Origin of the sequence: Streptomyces diacarni (genome assembly GCF_003323715.1) — a bacterium.
Lineage (GTDB): Bacteria > Actinomycetota > Actinomycetes > Streptomycetales > Streptomycetaceae > Streptomyces > Streptomyces diacarni.
The window spans coordinates 260660-285256 of the sequence record NZ_QOIN01000039.1; the positions used below are offsets into that span (position 1 = coordinate 260660).

Here is a 24597-nt window from a genome sequence, read left to right on the forward strand (position 1 = left end):
GCCGCGCTCGGGAACCCTGTGCCTCAGAACCTGTCCGGGCCCCTGAGGGTCGCCTCCGCGCCTCCGTCCACGTACATCACCTGGCCCGTCATGTGGGTGTTCTCCGCGCTGACCAGCCACCGCAGTGCCCGCGCGATCACCTCGGGCTCGGCGTACCCGCCCAGCGGCATCGGGACCGCCTCGTCCACGCTCTTGCGCTGGTCCTCGGTCATCGCGTGTGCCGCGTGCATCGGGGTGAGCACCACCCCGGGTGCCACCGCGTTCAGCGGGATCCCCGCCGCGGCCCAGTCGCCGGTGAGGCAGACACCGCGCATCCAGCGGGCCAGCGCGGCCTTGGAGGAGGGGTAGATCCTGTTGCCCTCGCCTCGTGCGGCAGCGGCGGCCGCCGCATCGAGCGCCTGTGCCTCCCGCTTCGCGAGGCAGGCGTCGACGACCTCGGGCACGGTCGCCGCGGTTCCCGCGATGGAACCGACGAAAGCGGCCCGCGGGGCCCGTGAGGCGGCCAGTGCGGGACGCAGGCCCGCCAACAGCTCGGTCACGCCGAAGAAGTTCACCGCTACGGTGGCCGGGCGCACGGCCGAGATGCCCGCGCAGGCCACCACCGCGTCCAGCGCGCCCCCGGTGCGCTCCAGCACCCCCTCGACGGCCTCGGAGCGCCCGGAGGCGGTGGACAGGTCGGCGCAGACCTCGGCGTCCTCCAGGTCGATGCCGACGACGTCGTCCCCCTGCGTCCGCAACAGTGCGGCGAGCGACCTGCCGATGCCTGATGCCGCCCCGCTGACGGCGATACGACGTGTCATGCGTGTGCTCTCCTCATGGGTGATCGGCCGGTCCCGCCGCTACCGCGGGGCCGGTCAGGTGTGCGAGCCGCCGTCGGCCCGGATCTCGGCGCCGGTGAGATAGCCGCCGTCCCCGGAGGCCGCGAAGGCGATGACTCCGGCGATCTGCTCCGGGTCCGCCGCCCCGAACAGCGACCTGATCCGCTGGTAGTAGCCGGTGTCCAGCGCGGCGGGCAGGATGTCCCCGCCGGCCGTCAGGGGTGTGGCGACCGTGCCGGGCGAGACGGGAACGACGCGGATGCCCCGGTGCGCCACCTCGGACGCCAGGCACAGCGAGAACGCCAACACCGCGCCCTTGGAGGCGGAATAGGCGCTCATGTACGGGTTGCCGTGGGTGGCCGCGGACGAGGCCACGTTGACGATGACGCCCCGCTCGTCCGGCAGGTGGCGCAGGGCCTCGCGGCAGAAGAGCGCGGTCCCCACCGCGTTGACGGAGAACAGCCGCTGCATGTCGGCCACCGTCAGCGTGTCGATGGGGGTCGTCCTGTGCAACCCCGCGACGTTGATCAGGACGTCGATACCGCCGAGCCGCCGGGCAGCAGCGGCGACGGCTTCCACCACCGCGCTCTCGTCGCTCACATCGGCCACGTGCGTCACCACCCGGCCGGGCCCCTTCGCCGCCGCCGCGGTCTTGGCGAGGCCGCTCGGGGACAGGTCGACCCCGAAGACGGCAGCGCCCTCCTCCACCAGACGGAGCGCGGTGGCACGGCCGATGCCGGACCCGGCACCGGTGAGCAGGACGCCGACACCCGCGAAACGGTCCATCACGGTCCTTCGGTAGGAGAGCTGGAGCAGGGCGGCCGACGCTAGGCGCCGCCGAAGCGCCGGGCGGGCCGCGTCCCACTCAACGGAAGCCCCCGCGCGGGCTGCTGCCCGCGCCCGGCCGCGCGCCGCGCATCGCCCTCGGCGCTCTCCGCGCCCCGGGTCAGCCCGGGGCGGCGTCCGCTGCCGCCCTCCCCGCCTTCCGGCCGAAGAAGGTGCCGTCGCCCAGCGACGTACCGCTGATGTAGCCCTCCCCGTGGATGCCCGAGCTGGCCCGGCCCGCCGCGTACAGGCCCGGGACCGGCGCTCCGGCCACGTCCAGCACCGCTCCCCCGACGGTGGTGCGCAGCCCTCCCAGGGTGAAGCCCGCGGCCCCCGGGCCGGTCCCCGCGCTGTTCCGCTCCCCCGTCGCGAAGCCGCTGCGGGGATCGAGCGCCGCGAAGGGCGGCTTCAGCGGACGCAGCCACGCCGGATCCTTGTGGAAGTACGGGTCGGCTCCCCGCTCGGCGTGGGTGTTGTACATGCCGACGGCCGACTCCAGGGCACCGGCGGGCATGCCGAGATCCGCCTCAAGAGCCGCCAGGTCCTCTTCGACGAAGCGCGGGAGCACGCCCCAGCGTTCCGCCTCGGGAACGGCCTCGTAGCCCTCCTCGTCGACGATCACCCAGTAAGGGCCTGGCTGCGTCCGGTGCGCGGCGACACTGAACAGGCCCGGGTAGACGTCCTCGTTGACGAAGCGCTGCCCGTGCGCGTTGACCAGCATGCCGCGCACGGCCATGGCCGGCAGCGCGGTCATCGCGATCTCGGTCACCGCCATCCGCCGGGTGGCCGCGCCGATCGCGGCGGCCATCCGGATGCCGCTGCCGTCGTCCAGGCCGTCGCTGACCCTGCCCAGGCCGAGGAGCAAGGGCGCGTGGTCGGCCAGCATCTCCTCGTTGTCGGCGAAGCCCCCGGTGGTCAGCACGACGGCCCTGCGGGCGCGGATGGCCAGCTCCTCGCCGTACCGCCTGGCGGTCACTCCGGCCACCCGCCCGTCGCCGTCCACGATCAGCGCGGTGGCCACGGTGTCGGTCCGTGTGACGGCGCCCGCCCCACCGGCCGCCGCCGTGAGCTTGTCCATCAGCGGCCGGCCGCCCCACGAGCCTGTGGCGGGGCGGTGGCCGCGCGGCACGGGACGGGCGAGCGTGTTGTAGGGCCAGGCGTTCTCGCCCAGCCACATCAGCCCGTCCGCGGACGGCGGCATCCAGGTCGGCGAGTCCCACAGGCTGTGGTGGAAGGTGACGCCCCGGTCGGTGAACCACCCGAAGTGCTCGACGCTCTCGTCGCAGTAGACGCGCAGCTTCTCCTCGTCCGCGTGCGGGCCGAGGGCGGCCCGGAGGTAGGCGAACATGTCGTCCGCGGTGTCCTGGAAGCCGCACGCGTGCTGCACGGGTGTCCCGCCGCCCAGGTAGAGCTCGCCGCCCGAGAGCGCCGAGGAGCCGCCGGGGCCGCCGGCGCGCTCCAGGACCGTGACCTCGGCGCCGGCGCGGGCCGCCTCGAAGGCCGCTGCCGCGCCGGCGCACCCGAAGCCGACCACGAGGACGTCGGTCACGTGATCGTACCGGCTCACGGAGGCGGCGGTAACCGGCGTCACCGGCCACGCACCACCGCGACCGCGCGGCGCACCGGGATGCTCCGGCCGGGGGCGCTCGTCCGCCGGCCGGACCGCGCTCACCGGCCGGCCTCCGGCGGGGTGAACGCCGCCAGCGGCTGCGACCCGGACCAGTCGTGGCCCCAGTAGCTGTCCGCGGTGATCTCCTCCGCGGTGTAGTGCGCCTCGTCCACCAGCATGCCCTCGGTGCCGTACTCGATGTCCCAGCCCCCCGGCGCCCGGACGTAGAAGGAGACCATCTTGTCGTTGGTGTGCCGGCCCAGGGTGGAGGAGAGCGAGAAGTCGAGCCGTGCCACGTTGTCGAGCGCGCGGCCCACCGCGTCCAGGCTGTCGACCTCCACCATCAGGTGCACCAGGCCGGGTTCCTCGCCGTGCGGTGCGGGGCACAGCGCCAGGCTGTGGTGGCGCTGGTTGACGCCCATGAAGCGCACGCGGCGCGGCGGGGCGTCCGCAGCCTGGCCGCCCAGCCTGATCCCGCCGCGCGGCAGGAATCCGAGGACCTCGGTGTAGAAGGCGACGGTCTCGTCCATGCGGGTCGTCGGCAGGACCACATGTCCCATGCCCTGACCGCCGGTGACGAAGGTCTGCCCGAGCCCGGTCAGGACGGGGCTGTGGTCCAGGACGGGGCCGAAGAAGACCTCGACAGGTACGCCCGCGGGGTCTTCGAAGGTGACAGCGGCCTCCACTCCGCGCTCGTCGGCCTCCTGCTGCGTAAGCTGCTTGACCGCCGTGCCCGCCTCCTCGACGGCGCGGCCGACCGCGGCCAGGGCGAACTGGTCGCGCACCTCCCAGCCGACGGCCTGTACCCGGTCGGTGTCGCCCGGCAGCACCGCGAGCCGCGCCCGCCGCTCGTCCATCCTCAGATACAGCCCGTCCGGATCGGGGCCCGAGCCCTCGGCGAAGCCGAGCGCCTCGACGGTCAACTGGCGCCATCGGTCGATGTCCCGGGTCTGCACCCGCAGGTAGCCCAGTCCTCGGATGTGCGTCATGTGTGCTCTCCTCTCGTGCTGTTCGTCCACGCTGTCCGCTGCGCGTGCGTACCCGCGGCCGCCTTGAGCGGCCAGGCCGCCCCGGAGCCGCGACCGCCAGCCACCTCCCGCAGGGTGCGGTCCGCGGGTGGGTTGGTGGCTTGTGGGGGGCCTCCCGGCCGGAGGCTGGGGGAGCAGTTCCCCGCGCCCCTACGGGGCTCGTCCACGTCTCTCCTGCCGCGCTCGGGCAGCCCCCGGGCCTGCGCGACACCGCGCAGGGCGGGCGAGCACAGCAGGCTCCACGACAGGAGACGTGCTAGATCATGGAGCGCATCGGCCCCTGCGGCGGCTCGACGCCGATCTGCGTCAGCGCCGCGACGTGGAAGACGGCTCCGGTGACGTGGATGGCGTGCGCGAGGCCGGTGTGCGCGTCGCGCCAGAACCGCTGGATCGGGTTGTCCATCCGCATGGCGTTGCCGCCGGAGCGTGCGACGATCTCGTCGACCGCGCGGACGGCCCGCCACGCGGCCCTGGCCTGGGTGCGGCGGCCCACCGCCCGCCGGTCGAAGGAGACCTCCTGGCCGGCCGCCACCATGTCGTGGAGCCGGCAGATGTTGTCCAGCAGCGCCGACCGCGAGGCGGCGATCTCGGCAGCCGCCTCGCTGACGGCGTAGAGCACGTAGGGGTCGTCCTTGACGGCGGTGCCGGTGATCTGCACCCGGTCGCGCTGGTAGGCGAGGTGGTGGGCGAGCGCGCCCTCGCAGATGCCGATGACGGACGCGGTGATACCGAGCGGGAACGCCGCGGAGAACGGCAGGTGGTAGGTCGGGTTGGTCAGCCCCGCCTCCCTCGCGAGCCGCCCGTCGACGACCTTGTCGTAGTCGATGACGCGGTGTCCCGGGACGAAGGCGTCCCGCACGACGATGTCCTTGCTCCCCGTTCCCCGCAGGCCGACCACGTCCCAGGAGTCGTCGACGATCTCGTAGTCGGCGCGCGGCAGTATCACGTGCATCGAGCGCGGCGGGTTGAGCCGGTTGCCGTCGCTGTCGGCCAGGAAGGCGCCCAGGAAGATCCAGTCGCAGTGGTCGGTGCCCGAGGAGAACTGCCAGTGCCCGTTGAAGACGTAGCCGCCGTCGACGGGGCGCAGCAGCCCCATCGGCGCGTAGGGCGACGCGATCCAGGTGTCGGGGTCCTGGCCCCACACCTCCTCCCGCACGCGGGGATCGGCCATCGCCATCTCCCACGGGTGGACGCCCACCACGCCGGTGACCCAGCCGGTCGAGCCGTCGCAGGCGGCGATCTTCATGACCGTCTCGGCGAACTCGCGGGGGTGCGCCTCCAGACCGCCGTGCGCCTGCGGCTGGAGCATCCGGATCGCGCCGGTGTCCCGCAGGACCTTCGCGGCCTGGTCGTCCAGCCGGCCGAGCGCCTCGTTGGAGGTTCCCAGCGCGCGGATCTCCTCCGCACGTTCGGTGATCGCGTCGAGTACGGGGTTCGGCATGCGGCTTCCCTCTTCCCTGCGGAGGTTTTTGTGCGGAGGCTTGTGTGCTGTCCCTGGCCGGGGACTCGTGTGCGGGGCGCGGACCGGGTAGGGGTGCGGGCCGGCATTCGGGGCTCGTGTGCGGAGGCCGTCCTCACCCGTCGTAGGTGATCTTCAGCCGCTCGGTGCGCGGACGGGCCTGGCAGGCGAGCACGAGGCCGTCGGCGAGATCGCGGTCGTCGAGGACCTCGTTGCGCGCCATCTCCACCTCGCCGTCGAGGAGCACGCACGCGCACGCGCTGCAACTGCCCTCCCGGCAGGAGAAGGGAGCGTCCAGACCGGCGTCGAGGAGCACGTCGAGCAGCGCCGTCTCCCGTGGGCAGACGACGGTGTGCGTCTCGCCGTCGAGCTCGACCTCCACGGTGCTGCGCGGCCCGCCGGGCTCAAGCTCCGGCTCGGGTTCGGCGAACGGGTCGCCGGTCAGCGAGGAGAAGCGCTCCATGTGCAGCCGGTCCGCGGGCACACCGAGGCCGCTCAGCGTCGCCGCCGCCGACTCCATGAAGGGCCCGGGCCCGCACAGGAACACCTGACGGCCGGCGTACGGCCGCGTCAGTGCGCGCAGACCCGAGGGCGTCGGCAGTCCCTGCACGGACTCCAGCCAGTGGACGACGGTGAGCCGGTCGCCGTACTCGCGGGCGAGCGCGGCCAGTTCGTCCCGGAAGATCACCGAATCCTCGTCCCGGTTGGCGTAGACGAGGGTCACGGAACCCGCTCCCCCGTGCAGAGCGGACGTGAGAATCGACATCACCGGGGTGATGCCGCTGCCCGCGGCCAGGAGCAGGAAGTCGCTGTCGAGCGAGTCGGGGGTGAACGTCCCCGCGGGGCGCAGCACTTCGAGGGTGCGGCCCTCGACGACGTTGTCGCAGATCCAGTTGGAGCCGTATCCGTCCACCGTGCGCTTGACGGTGATCTTCGGCTTCTCGTCGCGCAGCGGGGAGCTGCACAGCGAGTAGCAGCGCGCTGTCGAGCCGTCCCGCTCGGAGGGCACCCGGACGGTCAGGAACTGACCCGGCCGGTAGCCGAACTTCTCGGGCGGCACGCCGATCGGCTCCAGCACCAGCGAGTGCGCGTCGGGGGTCTCACGGATGACCTCGACGACGCGCACCGTCAAGGGGGTGGGTCGCCCCATGTTCCTCTGCCTTTCTAGTCGAGACGCGGCCTCGCCGGGACGCGGTCTCGCCCGGACGCACCTCCGGCGAGACGTCGGCCGGCGAGACGCTCAGCGAGGTCCGCGGCCCGCCAGGTCGCTCAGGTCGCCGTCCCCCGTGGCGCGGCGTGCGGCGGCGTCGCGTGCGGCGATGTATCCGAAGACGAGGGACGGGCCGATGGTGGCGCCGGGGCCCGCGTACTCGTTGGCCATCACCGCCGCGGAGGTGTTGCCGGTCGCGTACAGGCCCTCGATGCCCGACCCGTCCGCACGCAGCACCCTGCCGTGCTCGTCACAGACCAGTCCGCCCTTCGTGCCCAGGTCGCCGACCTCGATGCGCACCGCGTGGAAGGGCGCCCTGTCGATCTCGTCCAGGTTGGGGTTCTTCAGCGTCGGGTCGCCGTAGTAGCGGTCGTAGGCGCTGTCGCCGCGGTGGAAATCGGTGTCCTTCCCGGCGCGGGCGAAGCCGTTGAACCGCCGGACGGTCGCGGTCAGTTCCTCGGCCGGGACACCGATGCTCCCGGCCAGCTCGTCCAGGGTGTCCGCCCGGTGCGCCAGGCCCGTCTCGTAGAAGGCCTTGGGGAACGGCATGCCGGGGAGAACCTGCGCGAAGGGGTAGCGGGCGCGGGCCTTGGCGTCCATCACGAACCAGGCGGGCACGTGTTTGCCCGCGAGCTGGTCGTGGACGAAGTTGGTGTAGGGCGCGGACTCGTTGGTGAAGCGCCTGCCCGAGGAGGAGACGATCAGGGACGGCGGGATGCACCGCTCGGAGACCAGCGGGATGGTCGCGCCGGAGGGGTGGCGCACCGAAGGCATCCACCAGGCGTCGTCCATGAAGTCCACGGCCGCGCCGAGACCGAGTCCGGCGAGGATGCCGTCGCCGACGTTCTCCTGCGCCCCGGCGCTGTGGTTCTCCCTGCCGCCCTCGGGCAGATACCGCTCACGCAGCTGCTGGTTGTGGTCGAAGCCGCCGGTGGCCAGCAGCACTCCGTGCCGCGCTCCGATCCGCACGGCGCTACCCTCGCGTTCGGCGACGATGCCCGTCACCCGCCCGTCGTCGTCGGTGACCAGCTGCGTCATCGCGGTGTTCAGCCACACGGGGATGCCGGCGTCCTTGAGGGCCATGCGCATCCGGGCCACGAGGGCGCGCCCGCCGGTGGCCATGTGGCGGCGGCGGACCAGGTTGGAGGAGACGCGCCAGGCGGCGACCACGGAGGCCCAGCGGCCCCGCCAGGTGCGCTTGACCATCGCCAGGTCGTGGTAGTCCTTGCCCGTCACCCAGAGGCCGAGCGGGCCCTTGAGGCTGTTGGGCCGCTGGTACTTCTCGTCCTCCCCCAGTTTGCGGGTGTCGAAGGGGACCGCCTCGACGGACCGGCCCAGCGGGCGGCCGCCCTCCAGTTCGGGGTGGTAGTCGGCGTAGCCCTTGACCCAGAAGAAGCGCATCCAGCGGCTCGCGCCCAGCAGCCGCATGGCCTCGGGCCCGTGGTCGACGAACGCGTCGAGCCGGGCGGCCGGTACCCGGCCCTCGGTGAGCAGGTCGAGATAGCGGCGAACCGAGGCGCGGGAATCGTCGTGGCCCCGGGCGCGCAGTGTCGGGTTGTTGGGGATCCAGATGCCGCCGCCGGAGATCCCCGTCGAGCCGCCGTACATGGCGCCCTTCTCGACCACGACGGTGGACAGACCGCTGTCCGCGGCGGTCAGCGCCGCCGTCATGCCTCCGGCGCCGCTGCCGACCACGAGGAAGTCGACCTCGTGGTCCCATCCCGCTGCGGTGCCGGCGCTCACGCCGTCTCCTCGCGGGTGAGGAAGGCCAGCACCGCGCTCTCCCAGGCCGCCTTCTGCTCGATCATCACCCAGTGGCCGCAGTCGGGGAAGGTGTGCAGTTCCGCGCGGGGAATGGTCCGCATCGGGAGGATCGACATGTCGAGGGGGCTGACGCGGTCGTCGCGGCCCCAGGTGATGAGGGTCCTGGCCCGCAGCTTGTGCAGCATGGCCCAGTAGGGCGCCTCGTCGGACGCCGCCGCGGCCCCGGCGCGAGCGGCGAAGGCGGCGCTGCCGTACATCGCGCGCGCGTTCTCGAGCGCCTGCGGGTCGGTGGCCAGCCGCCACCGTTCCGCGATCAGCTCCTCGGTCACCAACGCGGGGTCGTACACCATCGAGTGCAGCCACCTGACCAGGCCCTCGCGCGTGGGGTTGTCGGTGAACTCGGTCAGCAGTCTGATGCCCTCGCCTGGGCCGGGGCTGTAGAGGTTCCGGCCGATGCCGCCGATCGTCACGAGCCTGCGGACCCGTTCGGGGTCGTCGAGGGCGAACCGGGTGCCGACGATGCCGCCCATGGAGTTGCCGATCACATCGACCTGCCGCAGCCCGAGCCCGTCGAGGAACCGTGCCACCGCGGCCGGCGCGGTGACCATCGGGTGGCCCTCGACCGGATCGCTGACGCCGAAGCCCGGAAGTTCCAGCACGAGGCAGCGGAAGTGCCGGGAGAACGCCGCGAGGTTGCCGCGGTAGTTGCGCCAGCCGGTGACGCCGGGGCCCGACCCGTGCAGCATCAGCAACGGCGGCCCGTCGCCCGCCTCGTGATAGCGCAGCACACCCTGGTCGGTGGCCAGCTCGCGCGAGGTGCTCTCGTAGCTCAGTTCCGCCATCGTCCCTGCCTTCGACGTCCCGATGGGTACGGTTGTGGAACGTAGACAGCGGCTCGGTTCCGGTGCGGGTCATATCCCGATCAGCGGGACGTGGGCACGCCGCGGGGGTGGGCACCGCGCGGACGGGGCGCTCCGGTGCGGGGATTCCACTCATCGGGAAAGTCCCGCGCCGTCGCGCGGAACGCTCCTAGCGTCAAGTCCGCACGCTGACGCAGCACTCTGTGCGCCGACCCGCCGAGGGGACCTGATGACAGCAGACTCCGTGACCGCCTGCGCGACGGGTGCGGGCAGGCAGCCCACACCCGTCGAGATGCGGCGTGCCATGAGCACGTTCGCCACCGGTGTCACCGTCGTCACCGCGGTGGACGCGGCCGGCGAGCCCGTGGGGTTCGCGTGCCAGTCCTTCGCCTCCGTCTCGCTGAACCCGCCCCTGGTCCTCTTCTGCGCGGATCACTCGGGGCGCACGTGGCCGCGGATCAGGGAGGCGGGGCGGTTCTGCGTCAACGTACTGGCCGAGGACCAGTCGGAGCTGTGCGGCCGGTTCGGCTCCGGCAAGGGCAGGAAGTACGACGGGCTGGCCTGGGATCTCTCACGCTGGCGGACCCCGGCGCTGCGCGACGTGCTGATGCGGGCGCACGCCGAGGTGTACGCGGTGCACGCGGCCGGGGACCACGACGTGGTGATCGGCAGGGTTCTCGAGGTGGAGGCAATGGAGGGAGGGGACGGAGGGACGGGAGGGGCGGAGCGCGACCCGATGCTCTTCTTCCGCGGCCGGTTCGGGCTGGGTTCCGGGCCGGACGACGCGCGGGAGGCGGCGGCCCGGTTCGCCTGGGGCTGGGGCGATCACTGGGGTTGACCGGGATTGACCGGCGCCTACAGCCAGTCGCCGTTCCGCCCCGTGGCCAGCAGCCTGTCGAGGGTCTGCGGGGACCAGGTCGCCCGCTCCTGCACGGCGGTCGCATGGTGCGCCCTGCCGGGGGTCTCCAGGCCGGGGAACAGGTGCAGCGAGACGTGCCGGGCGGCGTCGGCCACCAGCGGGGCGACCTTCTCCAGCGGGGTCCGCGCGTGGCCGACGAGGGAGAGCGCGGCCACCGGCCCCTCGGGGCCGCGGACCGCCACCGCGACGCAGGCGATGCCGGGAACGCACTCGCCGCGCTCGAAGGCCAGTCCCCGCCGCTGCCTGATGCGGTTGAGCTCCTGGTGGAGCGTCTCGGTGTCGGCGATGGTGCGGTGGGTCAGCCGTCCCATGCCCTCGTTCATCTGCGCCTCGACCGCCTCGGGTGCCAGCCAGGCGAGCATGGCCTTCCCCAACGCGGTCGAGTGCGCGGGCGCCCGGCCGCCGACGCAGGAGGGCACGGAGGTGGCGAAGCGGCCGCCGATCTTGTCCAGGTAGCGGATCTGCGCGCCGTCCAGCACCGCGAGGTGGACGACCATGCCGGTCTGTATCTGCATGTGGTGGAGCCGCCCGGCAGCGGCCTCGCGGATCTCGTTGTGGGTGCCGTCACCGCCGAGGCCCAGGGCCCGGCGGCCGAGGCCGTAGCCGTGTGGGGTGTGCTCCAGCCACCTCAACCGCACGAGCTGGTCCAGGATCCGGTGCGCCGTGGAGCGGGGAAGGCGGGTGCGGCGTGCCACGTCCTCCAGGGAGAGCCGGGTCGTGCGTCCCTCGAAAGCGTCCATGATCAACGTCATGCGCTCGACCATCGACGGCGGCAGCTGCTTCCGCATGGGTGCATCCACCGCAGGACCTGTGTCGACAACCGTCATGGGGCCCCTCCAGTCGAACTGAAATGAATTCTGCTTTTTGGAATCTAACAGCGCCGCCGAACGGGAGGAAGAGGCATGCGCCGGTTCCCTCACCGCACCGCCGACCGGCCGCGCACGGTTCCCGCTGAGCGGGACATGCGAAGCCGCCGCGCCCTGGCGGGCGTTACGAATCGCCCGGAGCGCACGGGCCGGCCACAGAAGGAGAAGCATGCGCATCGGGATCACCTCACCCGTGGTCGTACAGCAGCCAGGGGTCAGCTCCGCCTGGGAGGCGGACGCCGGCGCCGGGGAACTGGCCCGCATCGCCCGGGCCGCCGACCAGCTCGGCTTCCACCACCTCACCTGCAGCGAGCACGTGGCCGTCCCGGTCGGCGTCGCGCACCAGCGCGGCGGCACCTACTGGGACCCGCTCGCCACACTCGGCTACCTGGCCGCGTGCACCTCCCGCATCCGGCTGGTCACCCAGGTCCTCGTCCTCGGCTACCACCATCCGCTCCAGATCGCGAAGCGCTACGGCACCCTCGACGCACTCAGCGGCGGACGGGTCACCCTCGGCCTCGGAGTGGGCAGCCTCCGCGAGGAGTTCGCACTGCTCGACGCCCCCTTCGAGGACCGCGGAGCGCGGGCCGACGACGCCGCACGGGCGCTGCGGTCCGCGCTGTCGCGGCGCCGGCCCTCCTACCACGGCGAGTACTACGCGTTCGAGGACCTCCTCGTCGAGCCGCACGCCGTGCAGCAGCGCGTGCCGATGTGGTTCGGCGGACGCACCCCCAGGTCGCTGCGCAGGGCCGCGGCACACGGCGACGGCTGGGTACCGTTCGGCCTCACGCCCGACGAGCTGCGCGACATGCTCCGGCGCACCGAACTCCCCGACGGATTCGAGATCGTCCTCAGCCCCGGCCGGCCCGTCGATCCGCTCGGCGACCCGGAAGCCACCACGCGCGCCCTGATCCGGACGCGCGAGACCGGAGCCACCCTGCTGTCCGCTTCCGTGCGGGCGGACTCGGCCGACCACTACTGCGAGCAACTGGCGGCCCTCGCCCCGCTGGCCGCGCACCTCTGACTCCACAGGAGCGAGCCCATGAGCGACACCGAGCAGCGCCTCGCCGAGGCCGAAGAACGCCTCGCCGGACTGGAGGCACGCCTCACCCGGCTGGAGGACGAGGCGGCCGTCAGCGCCCTGGTCCTCTCCTACGGGCCGCTCGTCGACAGCGGCCGCGCCGAGGAGGTGGCGGGGCTGTGGGAGGAGGACGGGATCTACGACGTCGACGAGTTGCTGATGACCGGCCGGAAGGAGATCGCGGCCATGGTCCGCTCCGCCCGGCACCGGACCTGGATCGGCAACGGCTGTGCCCACATCGTCGGAGCGCCCCGGGTGCGGGTGCGGGGCGACACGGCCGTGGCCGTCTGCTACTCGACCATGATCACGAGGGACCCGGACACGTCCGAGTTCACCGTCCGGCGGGCCACCGCCAACCACTGGCGGCTGCGCAGGGGGCCGCACGGCTGGCGGTTGACCGTGCGGACCAACCGCGTGCTGGACGGGCGTGCCGAGTCGCCCGCGCTCCTCGCCTCGGGTGTCACGGACGCCGGAGCCTCAGCCGAGCCGCCGACGGGCCGCGCGTGAGCGTGCGGACGGACGGCGGCCGGCCACCTGGTCTGGCCGGCTGACCGCTCGTCGGCCCGCCACTCACCGACTGGCGTGGAGCCGACTGACCACTCGTCAGCTGACCGGGGCCGACCGATCGTGGACCGACCGGCCACTCGTCAGCTGACCGGGTACCAACTGACCGTGGACCGCCGACGGCGAACCGCCGGCGGTCCACGGCGTCCGTCAGCCCACCGCCTCGGAGGCGGCCGGCGGCGACGCCTCGACGACGCGCACGTCGTCTTCCGGCCCCGTCATGCCTCCCTGCGCCGGTGCACGGCCGTGCTTCATGACCAGTGCCACGGCCACCCCGACCGCGCCGACGAGCGCCGCGTACAGATACGCGTCGGTGAGGGCGCTGTCGGCGTACCGCACCGCGTGGGTCGACGGATCGACTGCCAGCACCTTCTTCGACATGACCGCCCCGGTGAGGGCCGTGGCGATGCCCGCCGTCAGCAGGGTGCTCATGCCGCCGACGGAGTTGCCCACGCCGCTTTGCGAGGCGGGCAGCGCGTCCTGGACCAGGTTGGCGTTCGAGGAGTGCAGGAAGCCCACCGCACACCCCGCCGTCAGGCTCATCAACCCCACCTGCCACTGCACCGTGAACAGCCGCGAGCCCAGGAACATCACCAGCAGGAACAGCGCCGCGGAGGCGAGCAGGACGTTGCGGGCGCCGACCTTCTTGGACAGGTGGCCCCCGAGTGGTCCCACGAACATGCCGGCGATACCCAGCGGGCAGGTCCACAGGGCCAGTTCGGTCGCCGAGAGGCCGGCCCCGTAGCCGACGCCCGGGGCGTTCCGGGGTGCCATCAGCATGGTCGGGCTGATCAGCGCGTGCGCGTTCATCATGTAGGACACGCAGGCCACCGCCAGTACGGTCGGGCCGAATCTGCGGCCCAGCAGCACGTTCAGGTCGATCAGCGGGTTGCGGCAGGCGCGTTCCCAGCACACGAAGGCGACCAGCATCGCGCTCCCGAGTATCAGGAACGTCAGCGTCCATCCCGCGGTCCAGCCCCAGTCGCTGCCCTGGGTCACCCCGAGCAGCAGCACACCGATGCCGGGGCCGAGCAGCGCGGTACCGGGGTAGTCGATCGGGCGGTCGAGGCGGATCGGGCTCTCGGGGACCACGGCGCCGTAGACCGGCAGCAGCACCGCCACGTACAGGGCCAGGAACCAGAAGACGCCCGCGGGGCCGAAGCCGTCGAGGAGCCAGCCGGCCAGGAAGGGTCCCGCGAGGGCCGACATGCCGACGCCGGTCACCACGGTTCCCAGCGCGAGGGGTACGAACTCGCGCGGCATGATGTCCCGCACGAGGCTGTAGGACATGGTGACGACGCCGACGAGGCAGCCCTGGAGCGCGCGTCCCACCAGCAGCGCCGGGAACGAGTGCGCGCACGCGCAGACGACGCTGCCGACGACGAAGACGGCTCCGAGCAGCAGAATGACCCGCTTCTTGCCCCACTTGTCCGCCGCCTTGCCGACAAGCGGCATGACCGTGGCACCTGCGAGGGTGAGGATCGAGGCGGCCCAGGCGATGTGCAGCGTCGCGAAGGAGGAGGCCAGCTTCGGGAGAGCGGGGTAGACCATGATGATCTCGAAGGAGGCGATCTCCGAGAAGAGGATGATCAACGCGAGCACGGCGAACAGGCGGCGCCTGGACACCGTGGAGTCGACCGGATGCGGAGTGAGTGCCATCGTGATCCTTGTCGTGGGAGAGGGAGGAGCGCGATGTCCCGCGTCAGGGGGTTGAGCACCGGCCGCCGTGGCCGACGAGCCGCCGCACGCGTGCGGGGAGCCCTCGAGAAGACGTCCGGGGACCGACGTGGGAGGGGCCCCAAGTGAGACACACCACGGAAGATCCCCTCGGCCGTGTCCCAGCCACCGGGACGATCAGCGCAGCACCGCACCGCGCGGCCAGGGCGCTGCCGCTTCCAGTTGCGCCGCCAAGGAGAGGAGCAGTCCCTCGCCGCCGAGGTCGGCGGCGAACTGCACGCCCAGCGGCAGCCCTTCACCGTCACGCCCGAACGGGACCGACATCGCCGGCATGCCGGTGACGTTGTGCACGCTGGTGAAGGCCGCGTAGACGGACGCGTGCTCGTAGACGGTCTCGGGGCGGCGCGTGTCGAGGAGGCCGATCCTGGGGGTGGGCTGCGCGAGCGTCGGGCTCAGCAGCACGTCGACCGCCCGGAAGGCGGCGCCCACCTCCCAGCCGATCTCCTGCATCCGGCGCAGCGCCCGGCTCACGTCGGCGGCGCCCAGGCGGCTGTAGGTGTCGTAGAGCAGGCGTGTGAAGGGTTCGAGGTCGTCGTCGGCGAGCTGCCGGCCGAGCTGGTCGAGCCGGGCGTCGACCCTGGCCACCAGGTCGCTTCCCATCACCACGGCCGACGCGGGGCCCACCTCGGCGGTGCGGTACGGGGCGGTCAGCTCGGTCACCTCGTGGCCGAGACGCTCACACAAGCGGGCCGCAGCGACGGCGGCGTCGGCCGAGGCGGGATGCACGGCGGGGCCGTCGGGAAGGCTGGTGATCAGCCCGACGCGCAGCCGGCCGGGGTCCCGGCGGGCCGAGGCCGTGAACGTCTCGGACGGGGTGGGCGCCGCGTACGCGTCCCCCGGCAGCGGGCCCGCGGCGATGTCGAGGAGCAGCGCGCTGTCGCGCACCGTCGTGGTGACGGCGTGGTGGCCCGAGACGAGCCCCGACAGGGTGGACGGCTGCGGCGCGGGCGACACCCTGCCGCGGCTGGGCTTGAGCCCGAAGAGACCGCACGCCGCCGACGGGATGCGGATCGATCCGCCGCCGTCGCTGGCGTGGGCGACGGGCACCATCCCGGCCGCCACCGCCGCGGCCGAACCGCCGCTGGAGCCGCCGGGTGAGTGCGCGGCGCTCCACGGGTTGCGGGTCGGGCCGTGGAGGATGGGCTCCGTGCTGGCGTTGAGGCCGAGTTCGGGGGTGTTGGTGGTGCCGAGGACGACCATCCCGGCGCGGCGGTAGCGGGCCACGAGCTCGCTGTCCCGGTCCGCGGCGCCCCCGGTGAACAGCCGGCTCCCTCCCGCGGCCGGAAGACCCGCCACCTGGGTGCCGAGGTCCTTGACGAGGACCGGCACCCCGCGCAACGGGCCGTCAGGCAGCCCCGCGTCGATCTCCGCCAGCGCCTCGGCGAAGCGGCGGTGGATGACGGCGTTGAGCCCGGGGTCGAGCTTCTCGATCCGGGCGATGGCGCGCTCGGTGACGGCGCGCGCGTCACTCGCCCCGCTCCTGACGGCCTCCGCGGTCGCGGTGGCGTCCTCCCTGTCGACCTGGTCCTCCACGCGCTGTCTCCTCACGCTCACGGGTGAACGCGGCACTCTAGGGGGGCGTTCGCGCACGCGGGCGCGGCTCCCGCTGAACGGGACGCGCGCGCGAACGGGACGCGCGTCGGCCGCCGCGTCCACCCGCCTGGCACGGGAACACCCCCGCGTGCGTCACCATGCTGCGTATGAGTGATGCGCAAGTCCCCGGCACGGAAGAAGGGAGCGGGCCGGCCCGTCGTCTGCGGCCGATGACCGGCCGCGACCCGCAGGAGAGCGGCCGGGTCTCCACGCCCCTGGAGTTGCTGTTCGATCTCAGCTTCGTGATCGCGGTGGGTACCGCCGCCTCGCACTTCGCCGAGATGCTCGCGGAAGGACACCCGGGAAAGGCGGTCACCGCGTTCGTGCTCGCGATGTTCGCGATCAGCGTCGCGTGGATCAGCTTCAGCTGGTTCGCCTCCGCGTTCGGCACCGACGACTGGCTCTACCGGGCGCTGACGATGCTGCAGATGACCGGCGTCGTCGTGTTCTCCCTCGGCCTGCCCGCGATGTTCCACTCCCTCGAGGAGGGCGGGCATCTGGAGCTGCGGGTGATCGTCATCGGCTACGTCGTGATGCGGGTCGCGATGGTGGCGCAGTGGTGGCGGGCGGCCCGGGAGTCACCTCCCTTCCACGACGTGGGCATGGCGAACATCCGCTGGACGGTGCTCGTCCAGGCGGGCTGGATCGTCGTCGGGTTCGTGCCCATGCCGCTCAGCGCCGCGTTCGTCGGATTCGCGGTGCTGGCGGTGGGGGAACTGGTGCTGCCTGTCCTCACCCAGGGCGAGGCGGGCGGCACCCCCTGGCATCCGCACCATGTGGCGGAGCGGTACAGCCTCTTCGCGATCATCACGCTCGGCGAGGGCGTGGTCGGCACCGTCGCCTCCTCCGGCGGGCTGCTCGGCGGCGGGGACGGGACGCACTGGACCGGGAACGCGGTCGCTGTCGTCATCGCCGGTGTCGGCCTGACGTTCGGCATGTGGTGGGTCTACTTCGCCCTGCCCTTCGGTGACATCCTGGTCCACCGCCGCGGCCGCGGTTACCTCTTCGGCTACGGGCACATCCCGCTCTTCGTCGGCATCGCGGGGGCCGGCGCGGGACTGCACGTGGCCGGACTGCAACTGGAGCACGACGCGCGCGTCGGTGAGGTCGCGGTCGTGCTCTCCCTCGCCGTGCCTGTCGGCCTCTACATGCTGATGGTGTATCTGCTGCAGACGCTGCTGCTCTCGGCGGTGGACCGCTACCACCTGCTGCTGATCTCCCTCACGTTCGTGGTGCTGGCCGCAGCGGTGTTCCTGGCCGTGGCGGGAGTCGCGCTCGCGGTGTGCCTGCTCGTGGTGATGCTCGCCCCCTTCGTCACCGTGCTCGGCTACGAGACGACGGGCGAGCGCCACCAGCGACGGATGCTGGAGGGCCTGCGTACGGGGTAAGTGCTCGGGGGCCGCCGTACGCGGTGAGTCCTCCGGGCCGCGCGGACGCACACGCGCGCGGCGGGCGGAGTCGCGTGTGCCGGTGAGCGGGTGGCGGGCACGTGTCACAGCTCGGTGGCCCATGAGCGCCACACCTGATCGAGGCAGGCGCCGTCACGGGCGGCGCCGGGTGTCACGGTGCGGGCCAGGGCGCCGGGTCCTGCCAGCGGCGTCGTCAGGGGCGCGTGCGGCTTGGCGGGGGTGCGGCCGAAGGCGGCGACCGCGTCCACGACCCGGGAGCCGCCGAGGACCCCCGGCAGCTGACGCTCCTGGTGGTCCGTCAGGTCCAGTTCCTCGACGAACAGCTCCCGGCCCTCGTGCAGGACGCGGGTCACGGAACGCACACTGCCCCCGCGTTCGGCGCTGCGTCCCAGCACCAGGGTGTCCCGCCACAGCATCGTGGCCCCGTGCCCGAGGAACACCTCGAGCCCGCGGTCGACCCGGGCGCCGTCCGCGGCCACGAACGGCTTACCCTCCCACTGGAGCCGCCCGCCGGCCGCGACGGTCACCCGGGCTCGCCACGAGGAGGCGCCTCCCCTGTGGTCGTAGGCCACCAGACCCGCCGTCTCCGTCAGTTCGAGCTCGGCGCCCGGGCCGACCGTGACATCGAGTGCGAGAGCGTCCCCGGCCACCAGCCCCGCCGTGGTGCCGACGAGGGCGATACGGGCCGCACCGCCCCGCGCGTGCAGCGGCATCGGTGCCAGGAACGCGCCGGGGCGCAGCGCGTCGATCCGGTTGCGGGCGCCGTCGCGCTCGACGGCCACGACGGTGGGCCGGGACGTCTCCCCGGCGCAGCGGGTGCCGTCCTCGCCGCTTGCGGGCGGGGCTTCGTACCGGCCGCTCACGGTCGGGGATGCGGGTGGGAGTGCGGCGCCATGGGACCCGGATCCCGGGGTACGAGGGTGCCGGCCCGGTGGCGGGCGAGTGTGTCGCGCAGCCAGTCCGCGAGTTCGGCGACCGAGTCGGGGTCGTTCTTCGAGAGCGCCAGTACGGGCCGTTCGTCGCGGGCGCCGCGCGCGTCGGCCACCATGCGGGTGACGTCGACGCCGACGTACGGTGCCAGGTCCGTCTTGTTGACGACCAGCAGATCGGCACCGCGGATACCGGGACCGCCCTTGCGTGCGACGTCGCCCCCGCCCGCGACGTCGAGGCAGAAGATCTGGGCGTCGACGAGTGCGGGACTGAAGGTGGCGGTGAGGTTGTCCCCGCCGCTTTCCACCAGCACCACGTCGAGCGGCCCGTGCGCCGCCTCCAGGTCCTCGACGGCGTCGAGGTTGGCGCTGATGTCGTCGCGGATGGCGGTGTGCGGGCAGGCCCCGGTCTCGACCGCGTGGATCCGGTCGGTGGGCAGGACACCGGCGGACCGCAGGAAGCGGGCGTCCTCGTCGGTGTAGATGTCGTTGGTGACCACCGCCATGGCCAAGCTGTCGGCCAGTTGTCCGCACAGCGTGGCGAGGATCGAGCTCTTGCCGGTGCCGACCGGGCCGGCGACTCCGACACGCAGAGCGCGTCGGGTCGGCGGGTGCGCGCCGTGCGCGTGCGTGCTCTGCGGTGAGGAGGTGTGCGCGCTGTGCGCGGAGGACGCGTGGGCGTCGGACGGGAGAAGGGGGCTGTCAGGCAAGGAAGAGTCTCCGTTCGTTGTGTGGGTGCTCCAGCGCCCACTGTTCGGTCAGGGGCGCGGACCGTGCGGGCAGGCTGTCGGCCGAGGTGACCGCCCTCGACTCGGCCACCGCGGCCTCCAGTTGCGGTTCGCATGCCAGGATCCAGGCGACCGCGTCCAGCGGGTCGCCCGGCAGCAGCTTCAGGGCGGCGGAGGTGACGGTCTGCAGGTCGTCGTAGAGCACGGTGCGTGCCAGTGCCGCCTCCCCCACGCCGAGGGCGGCCGCGAGCGCGCCGGTCACGATCGGGCGCAGGGGCCGCGCGGGTGCGGTCCCCGGCACTGCCGCGTGCTCCAGTGCGGCGACCGCGGGGTGGTCGGCGGCGAGCCGGCGCGCGAGCCGGTGGACGCCGCGGCCGAGCGCCGCCGACGCCTCGCGCAGCGGAGCCGTGGGGGTACGCGCGGCCAGCGCCGCCTGCACGGGGGCGTGGTCGACCGGGTCGCGCAGCCCCGCCCGCAGTGCCAGCACGGCCGCGGCGGCCTCCGTGACGGAGACGGTACGCAGCCGCGCCCGCAGCAGCCCCGGCACCTGGTCGCGGGTCAGGCCCGCCGCCACCGCGGGCTCCAGTCCGGCGCTGTAGGTGTAGGCGCCGACCGGGAGCCTGCCGTCGCACAGCAGCAGGGTCGCGAGTTCGCCGGTCATCTCTCCACCACCCCGTCAGAAGAGGCTGTAGCGCTGGGCGAGCGGCAGGCGCTCCGCGGGGTGCGGCACCACAGGTTCGCCGTCGATGCGGATGGTGAACGTCTCCGGATCGACCTCGATGGCCGGGAGCGCCGTGTTGTTGGGCAGGTCCGCCTTGGTCAGCTGCCGCGTGGATCGCACGGGCAGCAACTGCCGGGTGAGCCCGAGCCGGTCGGCGAGGCCGTCGTCGAGCGCGGCGGGTGAGACGAAGCTGACCGACAGCCGCGCTCCGGCCGCGGCGGCAGCCGAGGAGCGCAGAAGCACCGGCTGTGTCGTGGGGATGGCGGCGTTGGGGTCGCCGACAGGTGCGTGGACGACCATGCCGCCCTTGAGGACGGCGGCCGGGCGGATGCCGAAGAACGCCGGGTCCCACAGCACCAGGTCGGCGAGTTTCCCCGGCTCGACCGAGCCGACCACGTGGTCGATGCCGTGGGCGACGGCGGGGCAGATCGTGTACTTGGCGACGTAGCGGCGGGCCCGCGCGTTGTCCGCTGGCAGCCCGCCCTCGTCCCGCACGCCGAAACGCTCCTTCATCACGTGGGCCACCTGCCAGGTACGGCAGATCACTTCGCCGATGCGGCCCATGGCCTGCGCGTCGGAGGAGGTGATGGACAGCGCGCCGATGTCGTGCAGCACGTCCTCGGCGGCGATGGTGGTGGCCCGGATGCGGGACTCGGCGAAGGCCAGATCCTCCGGCACCGAGGGGTTGAGGTGGTGGCAGACCAGCAGCATGTCGAGGTGTTCGTCGACCGTGTTGACGGTGTGCGGGAGGGTCGGGTTGGTCGACGCCGGAAGGATGTTGGCGTGCGCGGCGGCCGTGATGATGTCGGGGGCGTGCCCACCGCCCGCGCCTTCGGCGTGGAAGACGTGGATACCGCGTCCGGCGATCGCCTCCAGCGTCCCTCCGACGTAGCCGGTCTCGTTGAGGCTGTCGGCGTGCAGCGCGACCTGGAGGCCGTGGTCGTCCGCGGCCCGCAGCGCGGCGTCGATGGCGGCCGGTGTCGCGCCCCAGTCCTCGTGGACCTTGTAGCCGCCCGCTCCGGCCAGCGCCTGCTCCCGCAGCGCCTCGGCGGAGACGCTGCTGCCCTTGCCGAACAGGATGACGTTCAGCGGGAGGTGGTCCAGCGCCCGGTGCATCATGCTCAGATGCCATTCACCGGCCGTGACGGTGGTCGCCTTGGAGGCCTCCGTCGGGCCCGTGCCGCCGCCGATGACGGTGGTGGTGCCGGTGGCGAGCGCCTCTTCGAGGGCCTCGGGCACCAGCACGTGCACGTGCGTGTCCACGGCGCCGGCCGTCAGGATGCGGCCCTCGCCCGACACGATGTCCGTACCGGGGCCGATGACCAGGCCGGGGTGGACCCCGTCGCTGATGTCCGGGTTCCCGGCGCGCCCCAGGGCGACGATGCGGCCGTCCCGTACTCCGACGTCCGCCTTGATCACCCCCCAGTGGTCGAGCACCACCACGTTGGTGATCACCAGGTCCACGGCGCCGGCCGCGCGCGGGACGGTGGACTGCGCCATGGACTCGCGGATCGACTTGCCGCCGCCGAAGACGGCCTCGTCACCGCCGAAGCACCGGTCCTCCTCGACCTCGATCCACAGATCCGTGTCACCGAGCCGTATGCGGTCCCCTCGCGTCGGTCCGTACAGCGCGGCGTAGGCGGCCCGGGACACCTCGGCCATCTCTTCCCCTTCCTCTATTTCTTGGCAACTTTCCTCTTGGCCGCTTTCCTCTCGGCTGCCTCGGGCTCCCTCGGACGCTCGGGCTGCCGTGCGCGCTCAACCTGCTCTGCGCGCGGAACGCTTCGGCAGCCTGCCGTCCCGACGTCTCCCCGGTTCGGGCACGTCGCCGCCCGTACCGTCGCGTACGAGGATTCCGGGCACTCTCGCGTCGCCGCCCAGCCGCACCAGCGGCACCTCGACAGCGAATCCGGGCTCGAAACGCACTGACGTACCGGAAGGAATGTCCAGTCGAAAGCCCCGCGCCGCCGCCCGGTCGAAAGAAAGCGCCGGATTCGCGTCGGAGAAATGCAGATGCGATCCCACCTGGATCGGCCGATCGCCTTCATTGACGACCGCGAGAAGTATTTTCTCGCGGCGGGCGTTGATACTCAGCGTCCCGTCGCCCGGACGCACCTCGCCGGGGATCACGGGATCGGTTCGGTGATCGTGACGAGCTTGCGGCCATCGGGGAAAGTCGCCTCGACCTGCACGTCATGGAGCATCTCCGGGACGCCTTCCATGACGTCTTCGCGGGTCAGGACATCCCTCCCCCGACTCATGAGATCGACGACCCGGGCTCCCTCACGGGCTCGTTCGAGCACCCAGCATGAGAGCAGCGAAACGGCTTCCGGATAGTTGAGCTTGATTCCACGGGAGCGGCGGTCGCGTGCGACCATCCCGGCCACGCACAACAACAATTTCTCCGAGTCGGAGGGGACAAGAAGCATGGGTTTACTCCACGGCAGGGTCCGGAAGAATTCCGAGACCGCGAAAGCATTGCCCCTCTTATAAGTCCTCGCGGAGTGCGGCGGCAAACCGCGGAGCGCGGCGTCATGTCTGTTTTTACTGCTTGCCCCCGATAAATACGGGCAAATCCGTCAAAAAACTTTGCCGTAGCTTTACTTGCGTGCATGTCACACGGGCGCGGACAGCGCACCGCCGCCGCGCCGGACATCGCGCCCCCGGCCGGGCGGAATCCGCCCCGACGGACGCCCGGCCTCTCCAGGGACCACCACGAGGACTGCACATAACGAACGGGTAACGCCGCGGGACGCGTGCCCCCTCACCCGCTCCTTCCCTGTGCAACACCCCTCCGAGAAGAACTGGAGCTTCCCCCATGTCTCAGCACCGCAGAACCCACGGCAGGGCGCGCACAGGAAGGGGCGGGCGCGCACGGTTGGCGGCCGGATCAGGTGTCCTGCTGGCGCTGGGCACGGCGTTCACGGTGACGCTGACCTCGCAGGGCGGCCCGGATGGCGGCGACGGCACCAGCGCAGCGAAGCGCGCAGACGCGCAGACGGCCGGGGAGCGGGACGGGAGCGTGGACGAGGCCCGCGCCCAAGGGGCCCGCGCACAGCAGGAGAAGGCCGACCACGCCGAAGAGCGGGAACTGGCCAGGGTCGCCGCCGAAGAGCAGCGCAAGGGACGCGAACGTGCCGCGAGCACGGCGCGGCAGGAGAAGAAGCGGGAGGCAGCGGAGCGCAAGCGGAAGGCAGCGGCTGCCCAGGCGCACAAGAAGGCCGCGGCCGTGAAGAAGCGCGAGGCCTTCGAACCGGCCTCTGCGGGCGCCTCCGCGAGCATGTCGGCGGACGAGCATGAGCTCATAGCCCTTCTCAACGAACGCCGCTCGGCCGCGGGACTCCCCCGGGTCGAGGAGAGCGGCGAGTTGGCCTCCCAGGCCGAACAGTGCTCCTCCGCCAGTCTCGCGAAGGGCGCTCTTGAGCACTGCGGCCACGAAGTACTGTTCATGGGCGGCTCGGGCACGCGGCCCGAGGCCATGCTCGAAGCCTGGTTCAACAGCCCGGGGCACAAGACGGCGCTCACCTACGGCAGCTCGACCAAGGCGGGTGCGGGCATCGTGACCGACGACTCCGGCCGGCTCGTCGCAGCCATCACCATCGACTACTGACAGGTGCGCGACCGGCCCCGGGACGGCCCGCGTGGCGGCCGGCGGTCAGTCCGGCTCCGGGGCGGCGGGCACGGACTTCCGCGCGGGACGCGGCGCGGGACGCGGCTCGGAGCACCGGTTCCCCGAGTCGTCGGCGAGGCTTTCCAACGAGCGGGAGTAGGCCGCCCAGACGAGCGCCCCGGTCGCGAGGGCCAGCAGTCCCCCCGCGACCACGGCGCGGATCGTCGGGTCGGTGTGCCCCGGGGTACTGGGCTGGATCTCGCCCTCGGGATCCTCGTAGACCGTCAGATGCCGGCCGCGTTCCAGCACGGTGCCGTCGTCGATCTCGCCTCCTCGCACCGGTGAGCCGTCGGGCCGGGAGAGTGTGTAGTGACGGATCAGGTATCCGCGCGGGGAGGTCACCCGGTCCCCGGTCACCACCGCATGGACGAGTTGTCCGCGTGAGCGCAGCAGAATATCGGCGCGCAGTTCGACGACGCACAGGAAGTAGAGAGCTGCGAGATAGGCGACGAGCGGTATCACGATGACGAGCCCCATGCGTTGTGCAAGGCGACTCAGCAATGCCGCCAGCACCACGAGGTAGACGACCCAGCAAAGGGGCACGGCCCAGCGGGGAAGGAGTTCGGGCGCGGCCGTGACCCCGGCGAAACCGCCGAGCAGCCATCCGCAGTTCGCCAGCATCCACCCCGTGCGCCGGGGCGCTTCCCCACCTCTTGCTGAACTCGGCATCGCCCGACACCTTAACCGTCGTCGAACCGGGCACCTTCGGCGCCTCGTTCGCCTCACCAGCCCTGTCCGTCCCGCCCGCGCCACCGGTCATCCGCAGGGCCCGCTCCGGCGGTGCCCGCTCCCCCGCGCCTTCTCACC

General features: G+C 72.5%; 23 protein-coding genes. 5 read left to right on the forward strand and 18 right to left on the reverse strand.

The window, feature by feature from the left end:
- Positions 1 to 23: 23 nt before the first annotated feature.
- The 8 genes from DTL70_RS11130 to DTL70_RS11165 form a co-directional block, all read right to left on the reverse strand.
- Entirely contained in the window at positions 24 to 800 is a 777-nt protein-coding gene (locus DTL70_RS11130; RefSeq protein ID WP_114021713.1) for an SDR family oxidoreductase, read from the reverse strand.
- Positions 801 to 854: 54 nt separating this feature from the next.
- Positions 855 to 1604, reverse strand: a complete 750-nt coding sequence (locus DTL70_RS11135; RefSeq protein ID WP_114021714.1) for an SDR family NAD(P)-dependent oxidoreductase — start codon at positions 1602 to 1604, stop codon at positions 855 to 857.
- A gap of 160 nt (positions 1605 to 1764) precedes the next feature.
- A complete protein-coding gene (locus DTL70_RS11140) occupies positions 1765 to 3315 on the reverse strand; it encodes an FAD-dependent oxidoreductase (protein WP_281278668.1) in 1551 nt (516 codons plus the stop codon).
- Entirely contained in the window at positions 3312 to 4241 is a 930-nt protein-coding gene (locus DTL70_RS11145) for a VOC family protein (protein ID WP_114021715.1), read from the reverse strand. The genes DTL70_RS11140 and DTL70_RS11145 overlap by 4 nt, the downstream gene beginning before the upstream one ends.
- 295 nt (positions 4242 to 4536) lie before the next feature.
- Positions 4537 to 5721, reverse strand: coding sequence for an acyl-CoA dehydrogenase family protein (locus tag DTL70_RS11150; protein ID WP_114021716.1), 1185 nt, complete (start codon positions 5719 to 5721; stop codon positions 4537 to 4539).
- A gap of 133 nt (positions 5722 to 5854) precedes the next feature.
- A complete protein-coding gene (locus tag DTL70_RS11155) occupies positions 5855 to 6889 on the reverse strand; it encodes a ferredoxin--NADP reductase (protein ID WP_114021717.1) in 1035 nt (344 codons plus the stop codon).
- A 90-nt stretch (positions 6890 to 6979) separates the two neighbouring features.
- Positions 6980 to 8692: an FAD-binding protein gene (locus tag DTL70_RS11160; protein ID WP_114021718.1), complete on the reverse strand. Its 1713-nt coding sequence runs from the start codon at positions 8690 to 8692 to the stop codon at positions 6980 to 6982.
- Positions 8689 to 9555 carry an alpha/beta fold hydrolase gene (locus tag DTL70_RS11165; protein WP_114021719.1) on the reverse strand — a complete coding sequence of 289 codons (867 nt, stop codon included), beginning with the start codon at positions 9553 to 9555 and terminating at the stop codon, positions 8689 to 8691. The genes DTL70_RS11160 and DTL70_RS11165 overlap by 4 nt, the downstream gene beginning before the upstream one ends.
- A 247-nt stretch (positions 9556 to 9802) precedes the next feature.
- Here DTL70_RS11165 and DTL70_RS11170 point away from each other — a divergent pair, with 247 nt between their 5' ends.
- Entirely contained in the window at positions 9803 to 10411 is a 609-nt protein-coding gene (locus tag DTL70_RS11170) for a flavin reductase family protein (protein WP_245979258.1), read from the forward strand.
- Positions 10412 to 10428: 17 nt separating this feature from the next.
- Here DTL70_RS11170 and DTL70_RS11175 read toward each other — a convergent pair whose 3' ends face one another.
- On the reverse strand, positions 10429 to 11280 hold the full coding sequence (locus DTL70_RS11175; RefSeq protein WP_245979260.1) for an IclR family transcriptional regulator: 852 nt from the start codon (positions 11278 to 11280) through the stop codon (positions 10429 to 10431).
- A 247-nt stretch (positions 11281 to 11527) separates the two neighbouring features.
- On the opposite strand from DTL70_RS11175, the gene DTL70_RS11180 reads away from it, so the two are divergent.
- Entirely contained in the window at positions 11528 to 12382 is an 855-nt protein-coding gene (locus DTL70_RS11180) for an LLM class F420-dependent oxidoreductase (RefSeq protein WP_114021721.1), read from the forward strand.
- A gap of 18 nt (positions 12383 to 12400) precedes the next feature.
- Entirely contained in the window at positions 12401 to 12946 is a 546-nt protein-coding gene (locus tag DTL70_RS11185; protein ID WP_114021722.1) for a nuclear transport factor 2 family protein, read from the forward strand.
- Between the two features lie 207 nt (positions 12947 to 13153).
- On the opposite strand, the gene DTL70_RS11190 is transcribed toward DTL70_RS11185, so the two are convergent.
- Positions 13154 to 14662: an MFS transporter gene (locus DTL70_RS11190; protein WP_114021723.1), complete on the reverse strand. Its 1509-nt coding sequence runs from the start codon at positions 14660 to 14662 to the stop codon at positions 13154 to 13156.
- A 195-nt stretch (positions 14663 to 14857) separates the two neighbouring features.
- A complete protein-coding gene (locus DTL70_RS11195) occupies positions 14858 to 16273 on the reverse strand; it encodes an amidase (protein WP_114021724.1) in 1416 nt (471 codons plus the stop codon).
- Between the two features lie 167 nt (positions 16274 to 16440).
- On the opposite strand from DTL70_RS11195, the gene DTL70_RS11200 reads away from it, so the two are divergent.
- The gene (locus tag DTL70_RS11200; RefSeq protein ID WP_245979266.1) at positions 16441 to 17721 is read left to right on the forward strand and encodes a low temperature requirement protein A; all 1281 of its coding nucleotides are present in this window, start codon (positions 16441 to 16443) and stop codon (positions 17719 to 17721) included.
- A gap of 104 nt (positions 17722 to 17825) precedes the next feature.
- Here DTL70_RS11200 and DTL70_RS11205 read toward each other — a convergent pair whose 3' ends face one another.
- The 6 genes from DTL70_RS11205 to DTL70_RS11230 form a co-directional block, all read right to left on the reverse strand.
- Positions 17826 to 18605 carry an urease accessory protein UreD gene (locus DTL70_RS11205; RefSeq protein WP_425470346.1) on the reverse strand — a complete coding sequence of 260 codons (780 nt, stop codon included), beginning with the start codon at positions 18603 to 18605 and terminating at the stop codon, positions 17826 to 17828.
- A complete protein-coding gene (ureG, locus tag DTL70_RS11210; protein ID WP_220183609.1) occupies positions 18602 to 19264 on the reverse strand; it encodes an urease accessory protein UreG in 663 nt (220 codons plus the stop codon). Before ureG ends, DTL70_RS11205 begins: the two co-directional genes overlap by 4 nt.
- A 109-nt stretch (positions 19265 to 19373) precedes the next feature.
- Positions 19374 to 20060, reverse strand: a complete 687-nt coding sequence (locus DTL70_RS11215; RefSeq protein ID WP_114021727.1) for an urease accessory protein UreF — start codon at positions 20058 to 20060, stop codon at positions 19374 to 19376.
- A 15-nt stretch (positions 20061 to 20075) separates the two neighbouring features.
- Positions 20076 to 21782, reverse strand: coding sequence for an urease subunit alpha (locus DTL70_RS11220; RefSeq protein ID WP_114021728.1), 1707 nt, complete (start codon positions 21780 to 21782; stop codon positions 20076 to 20078).
- Between the two features lie 96 nt (positions 21783 to 21878).
- Positions 21879 to 22250 carry an urease subunit beta gene (gene ureB / locus DTL70_RS11225; RefSeq protein WP_114021729.1) on the reverse strand — a complete coding sequence of 124 codons (372 nt, stop codon included), beginning with the start codon at positions 22248 to 22250 and terminating at the stop codon, positions 21879 to 21881.
- Positions 22247 to 22549 carry an urease subunit gamma gene (locus DTL70_RS11230; protein ID WP_114021730.1) on the reverse strand — a complete coding sequence of 101 codons (303 nt, stop codon included), beginning with the start codon at positions 22547 to 22549 and terminating at the stop codon, positions 22247 to 22249. Before DTL70_RS11230 ends, ureB begins: the two co-directional genes overlap by 4 nt.
- A gap of 389 nt (positions 22550 to 22938) precedes the next feature.
- Here DTL70_RS11230 and DTL70_RS11235 point away from each other — a divergent pair, with 389 nt between their 5' ends.
- Positions 22939 to 23730 (forward strand): CAP domain-containing protein, encoded by a 792-nt coding sequence (locus DTL70_RS11235; RefSeq protein WP_114021731.1) that lies wholly within the window; start codon positions 22939 to 22941, stop codon positions 23728 to 23730.
- A 45-nt stretch (positions 23731 to 23775) separates the two neighbouring features.
- Here the strand turns inward: DTL70_RS11235 and DTL70_RS11240 are convergent, their stop codons facing one another.
- Positions 23776 to 24459, reverse strand: a complete 684-nt coding sequence (locus DTL70_RS11240; RefSeq protein WP_147266763.1) for a hypothetical protein — start codon at positions 24457 to 24459, stop codon at positions 23776 to 23778.
- Positions 24460 to 24597 lie beyond the last annotated feature (138 nt).